This is a genomic window from Tenacibaculum xiamenense (assembly GCF_964513065.1).
In the GTDB taxonomy this organism is placed as follows: domain Bacteria; phylum Bacteroidota; class Bacteroidia; order Flavobacteriales; family Flavobacteriaceae; genus Polaribacter; species Polaribacter xiamenense.
On the sequence record NZ_CAZEQU010000010.1, the window covers coordinates 67293 to 84196 of the forward strand.

12 protein-coding genes are annotated in these 16904 nt (G+C 33.7%); 3 read left to right on the forward strand and 9 right to left on the reverse strand.

Going from position 1 to position 16904, the window contains the following annotated elements; all coding sequences use genetic code 11:
* Positions 1–11: 11 nt before the first annotated feature.
* Positions 12–1046, forward strand: coding sequence for a LacI family DNA-binding transcriptional regulator (locus ACKTTV_RS02245; RefSeq protein ID WP_408029176.1), 1035 nt, complete (start codon positions 12–14; stop codon positions 1044–1046).
* A 147-nt stretch (positions 1047–1193) separates the two neighbouring features.
* Here ACKTTV_RS02245 and ACKTTV_RS02250 read toward each other — a convergent pair whose 3' ends face one another.
* The 8 genes from ACKTTV_RS02250 to ACKTTV_RS02285 all read right to left on the reverse strand — a co-directional run bounded on the left by ACKTTV_RS02250 (position 1194) and on the right by ACKTTV_RS02285 (position 14384).
* Positions 1194–1790: an acyltransferase gene (locus tag ACKTTV_RS02250; protein ID WP_408029177.1), complete on the reverse strand. Its 597-nt coding sequence runs from the start codon at positions 1788–1790 to the stop codon at positions 1194–1196.
* Positions 1791–1842: 52 nt separating this feature from the next.
* Positions 1843–2595 (reverse strand): energy transducer TonB, encoded by a 753-nt coding sequence (locus ACKTTV_RS02255; protein ID WP_408029178.1) that lies wholly within the window; start codon positions 2593–2595, stop codon positions 1843–1845.
* 107 nt (positions 2596–2702) lie between these two features.
* Positions 2703–3425: an energy transducer TonB gene (locus tag ACKTTV_RS02260; RefSeq protein ID WP_408029179.1), complete on the reverse strand. Its 723-nt coding sequence runs from the start codon at positions 3423–3425 to the stop codon at positions 2703–2705.
* A 64-nt stretch (positions 3426–3489) separates the two neighbouring features.
* Positions 3490–3867 (reverse strand): VanZ family protein, encoded by a 378-nt coding sequence (locus ACKTTV_RS02265; protein WP_408029377.1) that lies wholly within the window; start codon positions 3865–3867, stop codon positions 3490–3492.
* A complete protein-coding gene (gene gcvH, locus ACKTTV_RS02270; protein WP_408029180.1) occupies positions 3836–4216 on the reverse strand; it encodes a glycine cleavage system protein GcvH in 381 nt (126 codons plus the stop codon). The genes ACKTTV_RS02265 and gcvH overlap by 32 nt, the downstream gene beginning before the upstream one ends.
* A 32-nt stretch (positions 4217–4248) precedes the next feature.
* On the reverse strand, positions 4249–11421 hold the full coding sequence (gene sov / locus ACKTTV_RS02275) for a T9SS outer membrane translocon Sov/SprA (protein WP_408029181.1): 7173 nt from the start codon (positions 11419–11421) through the stop codon (positions 4249–4251).
* A gap of 20 nt (positions 11422–11441) precedes the next feature.
* Entirely contained in the window at positions 11442–12023 is a 582-nt protein-coding gene (gene ruvA, locus ACKTTV_RS02280) for a Holliday junction branch migration protein RuvA (RefSeq protein WP_408029182.1), read from the reverse strand.
* Between the two features lie 78 nt (positions 12024–12101).
* Positions 12102–14384 carry an NADP-dependent malic enzyme gene (locus ACKTTV_RS02285; RefSeq protein WP_408029183.1) on the reverse strand — a complete coding sequence of 761 codons (2283 nt, stop codon included), beginning with the start codon at positions 14382–14384 and terminating at the stop codon, positions 12102–12104.
* Between the two features lie 153 nt (positions 14385–14537).
* On the opposite strand from ACKTTV_RS02285, the gene ACKTTV_RS02290 reads away from it, so the two are divergent.
* Positions 14538–15128, forward strand: a complete 591-nt coding sequence (locus ACKTTV_RS02290) for a PAS domain-containing protein (RefSeq protein ID WP_408029184.1) — start codon at positions 14538–14540, stop codon at positions 15126–15128.
* A 128-nt stretch (positions 15129–15256) separates the two neighbouring features.
* Positions 15257–15883, forward strand: coding sequence for a PAS domain-containing protein (locus tag ACKTTV_RS02295; protein WP_408029185.1), 627 nt, complete (start codon positions 15257–15259; stop codon positions 15881–15883).
* Between the two features lie 50 nt (positions 15884–15933).
* Here ACKTTV_RS02295 and queG read toward each other — a convergent pair whose 3' ends face one another.
* Positions 15934–16869, reverse strand: a complete 936-nt coding sequence (gene queG / locus ACKTTV_RS02300) for a tRNA epoxyqueuosine(34) reductase QueG (protein WP_408029186.1) — start codon at positions 16867–16869, stop codon at positions 15934–15936.
* Positions 16870–16904 lie beyond the last annotated feature (35 nt).

Consider the following 16904-nt stretch of genomic DNA (forward strand, 5'->3'; position numbering starts at 1 on the left):
CCTAATTTTTTATGAAAAGGCTAACAATTAAAGACATAGCTAAACATCTTGGTGTTTCGATTTCCACAGTTTCAAAAGCATTAAACGACAGCTATGAAATTAGCGAAACAACAAAAGAAAAAATCAGAAAATTTGCGAAAGAAAACAACTACAGACCAAATATTACCGCTGTTAACTTAAAAAATAAAAAAACCAAAACTATTGGTATTTTGATTCCTAACATGCTGAATTACTTTTTAGCTCAAGTATTTAAAGGAATTGAAACCGTTGCAAGTGAGAATGGCTATAAAATTATTTCTTGTATTTCTAACGAATCATACGACAAAGAGGTAGAAACCATTCGAATGCTGTCAAATGGAAGTATTGATGGTCTTATTTTGTCTTTAGCCGAAGAAACAGTTAAAAAAAGAAGTTACGATCATTTTCAAGATACAATTGATAGTGGGGTTCCTATTGTTATGTTCGATAGAGTTGCTCAGGACATTGATTGTGACAAAGTAATTACCAATGATTTTGAAGGGACAGTTACAACCGTAAAACACCTATACAAAACTGGGCACAAAAACATTGCTTTCATTTCTACGATAAGTGATTTAAAAATAGGTGAACGACGATATTTAGGGTACCTGAAAGGTTTGGAAGACTTAAACATTCCTTTAAATAAAAACCTAGTAATTAATATCGTTGAAGAAGACTATAAAAAATACGAGTCTATTCTAGATCCGATATTTAAAAACAATACGATTGATAGTGTGATTACTACGGATGAATCTTCTGCTGTTGCTGCGATGAAAGTTGCAACAAGAATGGGATATAAAATCCCTCAAGACTTTTCTGTGATTTCTTTTTCAAATGGAATATTAGCCCGACACTCTAGTCCAAAAATGACTACAGTAAGTCAACACGGAGAAATTATGGGGGCAACCGCTGCTGAAATGCTAATTAATAAATTGGAAAGAAAAGGAAATGCAAATAAAAACGAAACAAAAGTTATCAAGACCGATTTAGTTATTCGAGAATCAACAAGACCAACAAAAACTTACTAAAAAAACAAAACCCACTCAAAAAAGACTGAGTGGGAAAAATTGCTATGAAAAAGAAAAAGAAAGTGGTTTATTCAACCACATCACAAATTTAATAAACTTTTTCTTTTACGCAAATATTTTTTACAAAAAATTTACATTTTTCTAATATTAGTTAATCTTTTGATTTTCAACACGTACAATATCGTCCTCTTTTACGTACAAAACGTTAGATTCAGGGCAAACTGCTTCACCTTTTTCATCGAAATTTAATCGATGACCGTACTTACTTACCCATCCAATTTGTTTTGAAGGATTACCAACAACCAATCCATACTGTGGAACGTCTTTTGTTACTACCGAACCTGCCCCTATTAATGCATACTCTCCAATAGTAACACCGCAAATAATGGTTGCATTTGCTCCAATAGAAGCTCCATGCTTTACTAATGTAGTTTTAAATTCGTTTTTACGGTTAATTTCACTCCTTGGGTTAGTAATGTTTGTAAATACCATTGAAGGCCCTAAAAACACGTTATCTTCGCATATTACACCTGTATAAATAGACACGTTATTCTGAACTTTTACATTTTGTCCAAGAATAACTTTAGGAGACACTACAACATTTTGACCAATATTACAGTTCTGACCAATTTCAGCATCCGGCATTATATGGCTAAAGTGCCATATTTTAGTTCCTCTTCCAATTAAACATCCATTATCAATTACTGAAGTTTCGTGAGCAAAGTATTCCTTATTGTTATCCATAAGTACAAATGTAAAAAACTCAGTCAATAAAATTAACTGAGTTTTCTTTTCACTACTGAACCATAAAAGTAATAGGTAACATGTAGCTGACTTTAACAGGTTTGCTATTTTGCTTACCTGGTGTGAACTGTGGGAGTTTGCTAATTACTTTATTGACCTCTTTTTTAAGTCGTGCATGAGGAGCCCTTATTTTTACATCGGAAATGTTTCCTTGTTTATCAATTACAAACTGTGTGTAAATATTGTATTTACCTGATCTCATACCAAGATCGTTCGCCAAATCAGCGTCAAAATAGCGACGTACATATTGCTTCATTTTTTTCTCCAAACAAATTCTCCCTTCTTTTTCATTCAACCCTTCACAACCTTTAAATACAGGAGCGTTCTGAATACTTACCATTGGCACAGGATCATCACTTTCCTTTATTTCATCGCCATCTGAAACCTCTACTAATTTCTCCACATCAACAATAGGTTTATCCTCATTACTTGGTAAATCAATTACCTCTCTTAGGTCTTCATCGTTATTAACTACATCTATATCCGTTAAATCTACAGGTGCTTTTCTTTTTACTTGGGGTGCCTTTTTTTTAGGAACATCCTTCACAAAAACAATTGGACGGTCATAATTATAAACCTCATCTGTATCAGGCTCATGATTAGCGACTGCAACATTTTCTTTTTTCTCGGATTCATATTCTACCAGAACATAGACTATAAACAGCGCAAGAACCAACCCTAATTGGGTGAAAATAGTTGAGAATTTTTCTAATTGTTTTCTTGAATGTTTTTTTTGCATTTTCATAGTGATTGAATTTAAGTTATAATTATATCTTCATTACAAGAAACATGCCAATAAAAAAAAAGCAACCAAATTGGTTGCTTTTTATATAAATCGTAAGTTTTTAAAGACTACTCTACATTAAATGTAATTGGTAATGTATACCCTACACGTACAGGCCTTCCTCTTTGTTTTCCTGGCTCCATTTTAGGTAATTTCTTGGCAATACGGATGGCCTCTTGCTTTAACCTTGGGTGTGGAGCTCTTGCTTGAATATCTTCTATATTACCAGTTTTTCCAATTTTGAAAACAAGATAAATTCTTTTCTTTCCTGGAGATAATCCTAATTCGTTAGCTAAATCAGCATCAAAATATCTTTGGATATGCTTATTCATTTTCTGATTTAAACAAGCTTTCTTTTGAGCTTTTGTTCCTTTACAACCAGGAAATACAGGTACATCTTCGATAATAGAAAAAGGTACATCTTCTACTAGATCTTCTTCCTCCTCTACTTCTTCAATCTCTTCAACAACTACTGCTTCAGCTTCATCAGTTTCAGTAGACTCAATAATTGTTTCTTCTACTTCTTGCTCATCCTCTACAACTTCAATCTTTTCTGGTGCAGGAGGTGGAGGTGTATTTTTTGGTGGAGGTGTAATCTCCTGTTGTATTTCAATAGTTTCTTCTTCAACGTCTGCAGACATATTACTTTGCCCTAGGTCGCCGTATTCTTTATCGTACGTTTTATTTTCAATGGCCACATACGTTATAAATAAAGCTAAAACCAAACCTAACTGCACAAACAGCTTACTGTAGTTTTCAAGATTTGATTTTGGATTTTTCTTAATTTCCATCCTTTATGTTTTTAATAGTTCGCTAATTTAATTAATTTATTTCAACTTTTACAAGCTATTTTTTCTAAAAAGTGCCTTTTTTGTAAAAAAACACTCGAAACACTGTAAAAGCCAAAAACACTCCTATTACATTGGCTATAATATCGTAATAGTCACCGCTCCTATAAGTTGTTAATGTTGCCTGTAAAACCTCAATAATTATGCCGTAAAGGGAACATAACAATAAGATTAAAAGAGAATCAGACTTTTTTCGAAAAGCTAACAACCAAAATAATGTTAGAAAAAAATAAGCTGTTATATGCTCCAGCTTATCAATATGTTTAACATTAACTGGCGGATTGTCAAGTTTTATTAAACAAAGAATAGCGATACTAATTGTTATAAGTATCGCTATTGCAAGGTTAATTTTTCTATGATTGAATAAGCTCTTTATAAGCTTCATCACTTAACAAGCCTTCAATTTGAGAAGTATCAGAAATCTTCACTTTAATCATCCATCCTTTTCCATATGGATCAGAGTTTACTAATTCTGGTTCATCTTCTAAACCTTCATTAAACTCTATTACTTCACCCGTTAAAGGCATAAATAAATCTGATACAGTTTTAACTGCCTCAACAGAACCGAAAACTTCTTCTATTTCAACAGTATCATCTAATGTATCTACATCAACATAAACGATATCTCCTAATTCTCCTTGCGCAAAATCAGTAATTCCGATTGTAGCGATGTCTCCTTCAATTTTTACCCACTCGTGGTCCTTCGTATATTTTAATTCTGATGGAATGTTCATTGTGTTGTTTGTTTTTATTCTTGATTCGTTTTTTAATTTCCTAAATTATATACAAGATTTAATCCTGCATTTATTGCTTGTCTAGGGAATGTTGTTGAAATGGCGTAATTAAATGTTTGATGGTTATAATAGAAAGACGCCGTTAAGTTTTTACTCAAATTATAATCTGCTAAAAACTTTATCCCAAACAATCTTTCTCCTCCTGTAACTTGATTATTACTTTCATCAACACTTCTAATTAATGTAAGGTTATCTCTTAACGAGATATCAGCCCTTAAATTAATATCACCTTTCAAGGTTTCTTTCTTCCCTGTAAATCGCGTTACAAATTTAACATCTCTTATCTTATATCCAAATCCAAATACATATTCTGTTCCATTTATATCAGTAATCGTATTGTTATTGAAATTTAAAGTCAAACTTCTATCTCTTCTAATTTCTCCTTTAAACGACAGAGAATTCTTCATTCTGAAATCAACTTTTATCAATGGTGAAAATTCATCAATAAGTGTTACTGAGGAAATTAGCAAGTTAGGCTGGAAGTTTCCAGAAGTATTTGCAACCCCTTCTTCGTACTGTAAATTGTTAGTATAATTACCTATTGTATATGATGATTTATATCCATGAGTAAGTGTAAATGACGAGAAATTTTTCTTGAACCATTTGTATTTCATAAGTCCATTATAACGTAATGTCCAGTTAGGGATAGGAATATTTTTGAAAGGACTTGTACTTACTGAATTAGGATCTTGCCCAGAATACGCCGCCAAGAATGCAGGAAGCATTGCCTGTTGTCCATTTTCTTTAAAGGCTGGATCATCGGGATTCGTTGGTCTAGTGAAACCAGTTTCATCATACAATCTGTTTGCTATTGTTGATCTGTAATCTCTAAAGTTTTGATATAAGGTTTCTCCATCAGTAAACATGGTAGATAACATAAAATGACTTATACTAAAATCCCCTGTTTCAAATGCCTTAATGGTTTCATTTTGTCTGAACCCTCCAACACCATCAGAAATAACATCAAGTTGCTGAGTAAGTCTATTTGCTTCAATTCTATTCCCTCTTAAGTCAATGGTTAAACTTTTAAAAGGTTTTACTGAAACCGTATAGTCTAATTTTTTATTGCTGTTTTTACCGTAATTCTTGTTATAATAAGTATCGTTTGGATCATTTGGATCTCTGGTTACTAACCATCCATTATCAATAGCACTTCTTAAAATATCCGTTTGACTTCCAAAAACAAAACCAAATGTTGGTGCTAAACCACCTCCGTAGTTATTTCTTCCTAAGAAACCAACCGATGGTATATATCCTTGAAGTAAGGTTCCGTTGTTTTGGCTGTAACTAATTTTAGCTCTTTTAACAGAAGTTAATACATCATATAATCCTTTTAAAGCCTTTTGACCAAAACTTGCATTCTTCTTTAATTTTAGTTTTTCATCAGTTTTTTGATCGGCTCCTAATTTTAAAGAACCTTTTTTAACTGGTCCTTTCTTCCCTTTTTTAACTAGTAATTTATCTAGTTTTAAAGTTTTATAAAAACGTCCAAAATCTACAGTAGCATTTATGTTATGCGTATTTGCATTTTGAATCATGTTCCCCACTTTGTCTCTTACATTACCTACTAACTCACCTACGTCATTAAATATCGGACTTTGAGATGCCGCTTGCCAATCGAAATCAGCTGTATATGCATAGTCAGCGGATAAAAACCCTAAGTAAGGAATTTTATTAATCGGAACTTTATAGGTTCCATTTAATTTTTGATGATAAGAATTTGGCCTACCAATATTGAAGAATTTATCATAAATTTCTAAGTCTTCCTCTCTACCAAAACTATCATAAATAAAACTATTGGTTGCATTAAAGTTTAATTGTAACGACTTTGTTAAATCGAATCCAATTGTATAATCCCAGTCAAACACAAAATTGCGTTGCTTCAACTCTGGCTGAGGAGATAAACCTTCAATTAAGTTCCTAGATTTTTGAGAACTAAAATTTCTATTAATTCTTGAGTTTACCGCAATGGTTTTCGGTACAGGATTTAGGTTAAAATCTTTTATAAATTTTAAATATTTACTACTTAAAAATTTAGTTTTTTTGAATGGTTCTATAACGAATGGCTTGAAATTAAAATTATAACTCGCACCCGCCATTACATTTTGATTAATATATTTTTCAATATTATAATCTCTATGATATTCTTCATTAAAAGAATAGGATACTGAGAAATTTTCTACATCGTAAAATTTTTGTTTTTTCTTACTATCTGGATTTCTATTCTTCTTAACATTAATAAAACTTATACTCTTTCTACGAGTATAATCTTGAGCGTTGGCTATATTTTCTCTTGCTTGCTCATTATTTGAGTTTTCAGCAGCATCACGAGCTTGCTCAATGGTTATATCTTGAGATTGTGGATCATACTTTGGATCTCTAAATTCTTCCCCGTAACTATAGCTCATTGGAATTTGCATATTCCATTTCTTAGGCATCATTTTACCTAACTGAACATTTGTTGCAACATTATATTGCTTTACTTCTTCAATACTTCTTTGCTGTACTCGATCTTCTACATTTCCAAAACCAACTGTTGACATTCTTCCTCCAAGAGAGAGATTCATTACATCGGCAAGGTTCGCATCCGCATTTAAAACAGCTGCCCATCCTCCTTTATTATCAAATCCAACAGCTCTTAATTCATTGTACCAAACTTCAATTGATTTTTGGTTTGGAGATGTATTTTTTACTCCGAGCATTACCGTTCGAACTTGAGCCAATGTTGGATTACCCTTTACGGATATTTTAAGCCCGTTAGAACTGACCCCTGAAAATAGTTCAGAAACAATAGCTCCTGCTGGTCTTTGTAATTTAAGTCCAGATAAATCCTCCAAAATAACATCGAGATTGTTTTCTTCTGGCCATACTTGATCGGCTACTGGGGTTCCTCCAACAGCAGAATAAACTAGAGGCTTTTCAATTTCATAATAGTTTTCGTTCAAATCGGTACCTAATCGGATGATTGCAACGGCACCAGCATCCTGACCTTGACTTGCATTTCTTTCAGGATCCTCCGCATGCAAGAACATACGCATGTTCTTATAACGACGCATATCAATACTAATATTCTTATAAATCGTACGTATTGAGTCCGCTGGTAAATCGGTTACCTTTAAGGTTACAGACTGCTCATTTTGTCTTTGAATTCTATTCGTTCCTTGAAGCAATTCTCTTTGAATTCCTGGAGGTAATGCATATCTATCTCCATTTTGCTCAATATTAACCACTCCTATTTCAAAATTATTTAATTGATCATCTGGAACCGTTTGAACATATCTTCGCCAATCACTTCTTACCAATTCTAGCTCTCCAAAACGCAGAACAACAGGCATTTTAAACTGAGTTAAAAACATTCTCACGAAACGAATACTATTAAAGTCAGATATTCCATTTATAGGAGTACCCGATCTAACTGGAATTCTAAATTGATACCATCTACTTGTTTCTACCTCACCATTTGGGCGTGTAACTTGAGTTTCTTTTACATCAACAATATGATTAAATCCTACACCTCTATTTAACTCTGTTCTATCTAGTGATACTTCGTATTCAAAATAACTACTTACCGCGTCCATTGTCTGATCTCTGTTGATATCTTCTGTATCTGGATATGTGGTTGAAGAAACTGGATAGGTTTCAGGAGATTGTTCTGGTGTTGGAGAATTTCCTTGTGGATTGTTATATCTTTTATAACGCGATAAAATAGAAGCGTTTGCATTATCCAATTCACCTCCTCTAAAAAACTGAAAGTTATCTCCAGCCGGATCAGAGAACTGATTATAATTTCTACCTGCTACAGGCACATTAAACCTTGCCTTTTCTTCACTATCATTTAATCCATCTAAACCAACATCTTGATTAACTCTTGCATTTGCATCAGCAGCAAAGGCATATAAAATTGAAGGATTAATCGGCGTGAATCCCCAAACCGATTCACGAACGTTACTCCCCACTGTTTTTACACCATCTTCAGGCAATCCATTCTCATATTGCTTAGTACCATCACGTAAAATATCTTCTGAAATACTTCCTAAATTAATTACAAGCTTACCTACTTGATTGATAGGCAGCTTTGGATTTATTGAAGCTGGTCTCCCTTCTTCTTCTGTTATTGAATAGTTTTCATATGGATCCATTAACCAGAATTGAATATACTCAACATTTGCTTGTTCGAAATTATTCGTTGTTAAAGAACGCATAATTCCACCCCAGTTTCCTTCTGGCTGCGTTAATCGAATATCATTACTTTCAGAATCAATATTTACCTCACTTGCATTATCGTTAAAGTTATAAGGTCCTCTTTCGGAAGGATAATACGCTAAATCTAATGTTCTCACTAAATTCTGTTGCGTAATATCCAAATCAAGATCGAAAAGCTCTTCGAATCGAATTTGACGAACCTCATCTCTGGAAAGCTCAACTTCGTCAATATTTCCAGGTCTATTAACTGTTCCGTAAAATAATTGGTCAATATTATACCATGCCAGTTTAGCTCTGTGATTGTTATATGACAAGTTATTATTTGCACTACCATCAGCTTCAAACCCTTGAGATTCTGGTGTACTTGCTAAGAACCACTGCTGCGGTGAATTTAGATTAATAGGAATTTGAGACGCCTCAAAATCATCTAAATAAGAAGTAGCCGTTCCGTTTACATCGATACCACTTGGAGAACCAGGTAATAAATAGGCCATATCTGCCCTAACCGAAACCTTCGAAGGAACATCAGTTTCAACAAACGGTAATTTATTCGCTAGTTTTGTTAAATAAGGTACTTCAGATGAATAATCTAAATTCATCCCTAACATAACATTATCTATTGGTTCACCTCCAAAGTTTACTTTTGGAGTAATCGGACGCTCGCTTACATTTAAGAATGTTCCTCCTAAAATAAAATCTTCCGAGAATTGATGTTCAACATCAATTCCGATAAACGTTTTTCTCTGTTGATTAAAAAATGTGTTATTCTCTACTGTGGCATTAATTGGAACTCCAGAAGCTTCTAATCCTGGATCTAAAATTTGCACTCTTCCTAACTGATAATCTACTACATAATCAACCCCTTCCACAAGGACTCTACCTCCTGCGGTAACTTTTACAGAACCTCTAGGAATATTAAAAGCACCTAAAGAAATACCTCTACTTGTTTCAGATTTGTAATACCCTTTTAGAAAGAATTTATCTTTATTCTGATATTCGTTCTTCGCTTGAATTTTTGTGGTTAAATATAATTCATCAAATAAATATCTTGATTTATCTGCTCCTACTAACCTATTATCAAGATATGAGTCCAATCCAAAAGGTTCTGGATCTGGGAAAATAATATATCCTTTTTCTGAATTTACCGTAGCTCCTTCTACGAAATCAAAATAACCATCTCCACCTGCTACTTGATACTGACTCTGGTCAAGGCGGTCAATATGGAAAATCCGCATTAATGGTATATTTCCAATATCGGAAGAACTTGCATTTTGTAATGTATTTTGCAAAGTTCCTGTTTGATCATCTCTATATAATAAATCAAAACGGAAACCTTCTTGTCTTAATGGATATGCCCCAAGAGCATATACATTTTTCATCATTAATCTCCAAGTTGGAAATGGCTCCGCTGGAATAACTCCAGGTCTAACGGTTGTTAAAATCTCACTTCTTAATAACTTCACTACTAAGTTCGCAGGAGCAATAACACCATCGTTAGAGAATTCTCCTACTTTAAAAACGGCTTCATTTGACGAAGCTCCAACAACAGTATATTCGTAGGCTACTGCAAGTACCTCACCATCATTTAACCTTCTATTTAAAGAGATAAAACCTAATTGAGGATGTAAACGGTATTCACTTGGTTGTAATTTTCTCGCATTTTGTAAGTACGAGAAGTCAGTCCCTTGAGCGACACCTGTAATTCCTTCACCTGCAAAAGCACTTTGCATGGTAGCAACATCTCTAATAGGTCCACTATCCGTTAACAATCGATCTAATTTATTAACTCCATTGTAAGGAATATTTACCCCATTTGCTTGGACAGGAACTATCGCTGGATCAACCACCGTGTTATTAACTAAATTATTAGAAGCTGGTGTTGTATTCGATTCTCCTAAATCGGCAATAGCCACAATACTTCTAAAATCATTAACACTTTGAGTTCTATTTGTTACCCAAACCTCAATTCGAGTAATGTTTATTGGACTATTAATTAAAGGATATTGAGTAAGTGCTTTTTTATAGTTTTCTCTAAAATACTGAGAAAGGAAGAAGTGGCGATCATTATCATAATCGGAAGCTCTTAATTCAAAATCTTCAATAGTCGCCCCTCCTTCGGCAACAACTGTTCTAGATTGTGAGTTCTGTTGTGAAAATGCGGCTGTTACTCTTGTTTTTCCAAATTGCAGTTCAGTTTTCACCCCGAATAGTGCCTGCGCTCCATTAATTAAAGAGTTCTTTATTGGCATATTGATGTTACCCGCGTCAATTCCTTGGATAATATCATCTTCTGTAGGTGTATATTCAAGTTTGATTAAGTTCTGAAAATTAAAAGTAGACTGAGTATCGTAGTTTGCTGTAACTTTTAAACGCTTCCCAACTTTAGCTTGTAAACTTGCACTAATCTGCTGATCGAAATCAAATGTAAAACTACTCTGCTGATCAATAGAAATCTGAGGATTCTCATTATTCTGATAAACTCCTCCTAATTTTATATTTACTTGACCTCTAGGAATTACCTCTACAGTATTTCCTCCAAAAACAGACTCGAAAAACTTTGAGTTTACATAATATTTTGGAAGTAAATTTTTTCGTGCATCTTTTTTACCTTTCTTTCTGGTATCAGCTGCATCAATTTTTTCTTTGAAATAGGTTTTGATATCTTTTTTAAGGCGATATTTTTCATATTCCTTCGGTGTTAAAAATATAGGAGTTCCTATCAAATAATCTCCAATCTTTTCAACAATAACAAATTTGTTTAGAGCTTTATCAAAAGTAACCTGAAACTCTGACGGATTGTTTAAGAAAAGCTTTCCTGTTTGGTTATGTTTAAAATTGTATTTAAGCGGTATTACTGTATCTTTTAATACCCTATTACCAACACTTTGTGAAAACGAAACAACACTTACCAATAAAGTAAGTGCTGTAAATAATTTATTCATAAATGTATTTTTCAACTTTTCTATAAGTTTTTTAATGCCTGCTTAATGAGCTGTTCTACAGACGCATCAGGCATTCCCTTTAATATATTATTGACAACCTTTTCGGCTTGTTTCCGAACAAAACCTAAGACCTCTAAAGCAGATAACGCTTCTTCCTTGTTTGTATTGTTCTGGACTACAGAAACTTCTTCTAAATCGAAGGTTTTTAGTATTTTATCTTTTAAATCAACAATAAGTCTTTGAGCTGTCTTTGCCCCAATTCCTTTTACAGATTGAATCAATTTTACATTCTCAGAAGCTATTGCTTGTTGAATTTCTTCAGATGTCATAGAAGAAAGCATTGTTCTAGCCGTACTTGGACCAACACCCGATACAGATATTAATAACTTGAAAAGTTCTCTTTCAATTTTACTAATAAACCCGTATAAAGTATGTGCGTCCTCTCTAATAGATAAATGTGTGTACAACACAATATTTTCATCACTCGGTAATAAAGAATATGTGTTTAGAGAAATATGAAGCAAATATCCCACACCGTTACAATCAATCACAACGTACGTTGGATTTTTTTCCACAAGTCTTCCCCTTATTTGTGTAATCATCTATTTCTTTTTTCGCGTTGTCTAAAGTAGAAAAATTATTTGTTTTTAAAAATTCTCGTTTTCAATGTTTTAAAAAGACTATGCTTTTTTAATTATAGCCTTATTCTGAGCATCTACTACAGCTACTGCTGCCATATTCACCATTTCATCAACACTTGCTCCCAATTGCAAAATGTGAACTGGTTTACTCATACCTAATAAAATTGGTCCAATTGACTCAATTCCATGAATCTGCTTCATTAATTTATAGGTAATATTTGCTGCATCAAGATTAGGAAATATTAAAACATTTACTTTCTTTCCGTTCAGTTTAGAAAAAGGAAACTCCTTCGCTAACAACTCCGGGTTTAAAGCAAAATCAGCTTGTAATTCACCGTCAACAACCACATTTGGATGATTTCTATGAATATAAGCAACTGCCTCTCTAATTTTAACTGAACTCTCAGATTTAGTAGATCCAAAATTTGAAAATCCTAACATGGCAATATTCGGAGTCATTCCAAACATTTTAGCTAAAGACGAAGTCAATTGCGTAATTTTTGCTAAATCTTTTGCTGAAGGATTCACATTGATAGTTGTATCTGACAAGAACATTGGTCCTTGTTTTGTCAACATAAGATTCGTTGCAGCTACTCTTGTAACCCCTTTATCCTTTTCTATTAATTCTAAAATTGGACGAACTACAGAAGGATATGGTCTAGAATATCCAGTTATTAAAGCATCCGCTTCTCCAGAGTTCACCATCATTGCAGCAAAATAATTACGCTCACGCATTAATTTTTTTGCTTCGAATAAAGTAACTCCTTTTCTTTGGCGTGATTTCCAGAATATTTCTGCATAACGGTTCCTAGTTCCTTCTTCCTCATCTGTTTTTGGATCAAGAATTGGTACTTCTCCATCAAAACCAAGCTCTTCTTTTAACTCTAAAATAACTTCCTTTCTACCCAATAAAATTGGGAATCCAATCTTCTCTTCGTAAACTCTTTGAGCCGCTTTTAATACATCTAAGTGATCTGCTTCTGCAAAAACAATTTTCTTAGGATCTTTTTTAGCTCGGTTATGAAGTAATCTAATTTCTTTCGTCCCTGTTCCAGATCGGTCCATTAACTCTTCTCTATACTTCTCCCAATCAGTAATTGGTTCTTGAGCTATTCCTGAATCCATTGCTGCTTTTGCTATCGCTGGAGGAATTTCATAAATCAATCTTGGATCGAATGGTTTTGGAATGATATAATCTTTCCCAAAAGATAAACTTATTTCATCGTAAACAATGTTTACTTGCTCTGGAACGGATTGCTTTGCCAAATCAGCCAAAGCATGTACCGCTGCCATCTTCATTTCTTCATTTATCTTGGTTGCTCTAACATCTAATGCTCCTCTAAAAATAAATGGAAAACCTAAAACGTTATTCACTTGATTAGGATGGTCTGATCTTCCAGTAGCCATAATAATGTCTTCCCTTGTATTTACCGCCAAATCGTATGATATTTCAGGCTCAGGATTGGCCATTGCAAAAACAATCGGGTTTTTCGCCATAGAAAGTAACATCTCAGGAGACACCACATTTCCTTTCGACAGACCTATAAACACATCAGCATTGTGCATAGCTTCTTCTAAAGTATTTACATCTTTATCTGTAGCAAACTCGGCTTTTTGCGAGGTAAGATTATCTCTATCATTCCTGATAACCCCTTTACTATCGCACATTACCACATTTTCTCTTTTAGCTCCAAGAGCAAGGTATAAACGCGTACATGAGATAGCCGCTGCACCAGCACCATTTACTACGATTTGGACTTCTGAAATATCTTTTCCATTAATTTCCAATGCATTTTTCAACGCTGCAGCAGAAATAATTGCTGTTCCATGTTGATCATCATGCATTACTGGAATATCAAGTTCTTCCTTTAGCCTTCTTTCAATTTCAAAGGCTTCAGGAGCTTTAATATCTTCTAAATTGATTCCTCCAAAAGTTGGAGCAATTGCTTTGACTGTTTCTACAAATTTATCAACATCCGTAGCATCCACTTCGATGTCAAAAACGTCAATATCTGCAAAAATTTTAAAGAGCAATCCTTTCCCCTCCATAACAGGCTTCGATGCCTCTGGCCCTATGTCTCCTAAACCTAAAACCGCTGTTCCATTAGAAATAACCGCTACTAAGTTACTTTTAGATGTATACTTGTATACGTTATTTTTATCTTTCGCTATTTCTAAACAAGGTTCTGCAACACCAGGGGAATACGCCAAAGATAAATCGTGCTGTGTTGCATACTTTTTTGTAGGCACCACAGAAATTTTCCCAGGAGTTGGTTTTGCATGGTATAATAAAGCTTCTCGTCTTTTTCTTGATTCGCTCATAATAGTGTTGTTTGTATGAACATACAAATATAAGGTTTGTTGCGAAGTAAAAAATTTACAACCTGATAAAAGTCATATTTTATAAGGTTTATTTCCTTGACCTTTGTTGTATCATTAACCTAAATAATTATAAATATGCAATCCCCACAAACAATGAGACAGATCATAGATGAGGAAGTGAAATGGGACAAAACCCAAACTATTGTTAGTAAAACTGATCTTTTCGGAACTATTTTATATGCAAATGATGTATTTACACAAGTATGTGAATACAGTGCAATTGAACTTATTGGTGAACCTCATAATATTATCAGGCATCCAGATATGCCAAAAGTAGCTTTTAAAGCTCTATGGGATGCTTTGAAAAAAGGAGAGAACTTCCATGCAATTGTTAAAAACCTAACAAGAACAGGTCGATACTACTGGGTTATTACCGATTTTACCATTGACAAAGATGAAAATGGAGAGCCTTGTGGTTACACAGCAAGAAGAAAAGCTGTTCCTAATGGTGTTGTAGAAAAGATTGAACCTATTTACAAAACGCTACTTGATATTGAAAAGCTAAAAGGAGAAAAAGCAAGTGAGTTGTATTTCGATGCTTATTTAAAAGAGGAAATCGGAAAAACCTATAATGAATTTGTTGTGGACTTATTTGAAGAGGAAAGTAAGAAAGAACAATATCAAAAAGAAAAAACTAAAAACACTATTAAAAAAGGCCTTAACTGGTTCTTCTTTGGTGATTAAGATTAGATAAAAGATATACCTTAAATACAGATTGACAAAAACACATGAGCAACCAACTACAGTGGGGGTTTCTCTTGTGTTTTATATTTTATAGGCTTATTTTTGTGTTCAATTTAAACTTTTAGAAAATGAACACAAACTTGTCCCCCCGTCCCACAAAAATCATCGATGAAGAAGTTAAATGGGACAGATCAAAAACCATCATTAGCAAAACCGATTTAAAAGGTACTATCCTCTACATGAATGATGCGTTTGGAGAAGCTTCAGAATACAATAAAGTTGAACTTATTGGAGAACCTCACAACATTATTAGGCACCCAGATATGCCTAAAGTGGTTTTTAAAGTTCTTTGGAAAGCTTTGAAAAAAGAAGAAAACTTTCATGCCATTGTAAAAAACCTTTCTCGAACGGGAAGATACTACTGGGTTATTACCGATTTTGAAGTTGAAAGAGATGAAAATGGAAAAGCGACCGGTTATACTGGAAGAAGAAAAGCTATTCCACAAAGCATCATTGACAAAATAGCTCCTTTGTATAAAACATTGTTAGAAATTGAGCAAATAAAAGGAGAAAAAGCAAGCGAACTTTATTTTGAGGCGTTTTTAAAGGAAGAAGTTAACATGAGTTATGATGAATTTGTTGTTGACTTGTTTAAAAATGAAGTTGAAAAAGCTGCAAATCAAAATGAAGAAGCTGAGCCTAACAGTAAATTGAAAAAAAGCCTTAACTGGTTTTTCTTTGGGGAGTTTGTTTAAAATAAAATATTAGGGATTATATTATGAAAACCACCTGAGAAAGGTGGTTTTTATTTTTTATTCAGAAATTTAATATTTCGCTGTAATCCAGAAAACTTCGTCCTTTTAACAGCAGATTTTTTAAATACTTTACTAAACGTTTCTTGGGTAAGTTCTTCCCAATCTCTAGCCTTCATTTCCAATAAATTTTCTTGAGGACTAAATAGAGGTTCGGAGTGGGATTTTGAAAATCGATTCCAAGGGCATACATCTTGGCACACATCACAACCGAACATCCACCCTTCCGTTTTATCTTTAAAATCAGTTGGTATTGCATCCTTTAACTCAATTGTTAAATAGGAAATACATTTACTACCATCAACAGTATTATTTGGTAAAATAGCTTGTGTTGGACAGGCATCAATACATCGTGTACACTTACCACAATGATCTGTTGTAAACGGATGATCGTATTCTAACTCTAAATCAATGATTAATTCTGCCAAAAAGAAAAACGATCCTTGTTGTTTTTGAATTAATAACGAATGCTTACCATTCCAGCCCAATCCTGCTTTTTCTGCCCAAGCTCTTTCTAATACAGGTGCAGAATCGACAAAGCAACGTCCAGAAACCACTCCTATTTCATCATTTATTAATTGTAGTAGTTCTCTTAATTTGTCTTTAATTACATGATGATAATCTTGACCATACGCATATTTCGAGATTTTATATTCTTCTGACTTCTGGGTTTCTTCTGGAAAATAATTATAGGATAGAGAAACAACAGACTTGGCTCCCTCAACCAGTAAAGTAGGATCTAATCGTTTGTCAAAATGATTCTCCATATAATGCATTTTTCCATGGTACCCATTTTTCAACCACTCTTCCAAACGAGGAGCTTCCTCTTCTAAAAATTCAGCTTTGGCAATACCACAACCTAAAAAGCCCAAGCGTTTTGCCTGTTCTTTAATAAACTTGCTATATTGCTCTTTGGTAGTAATTGCCAAACCTGTCTTTTTTTTGCAAAATTATCAAAACTTTT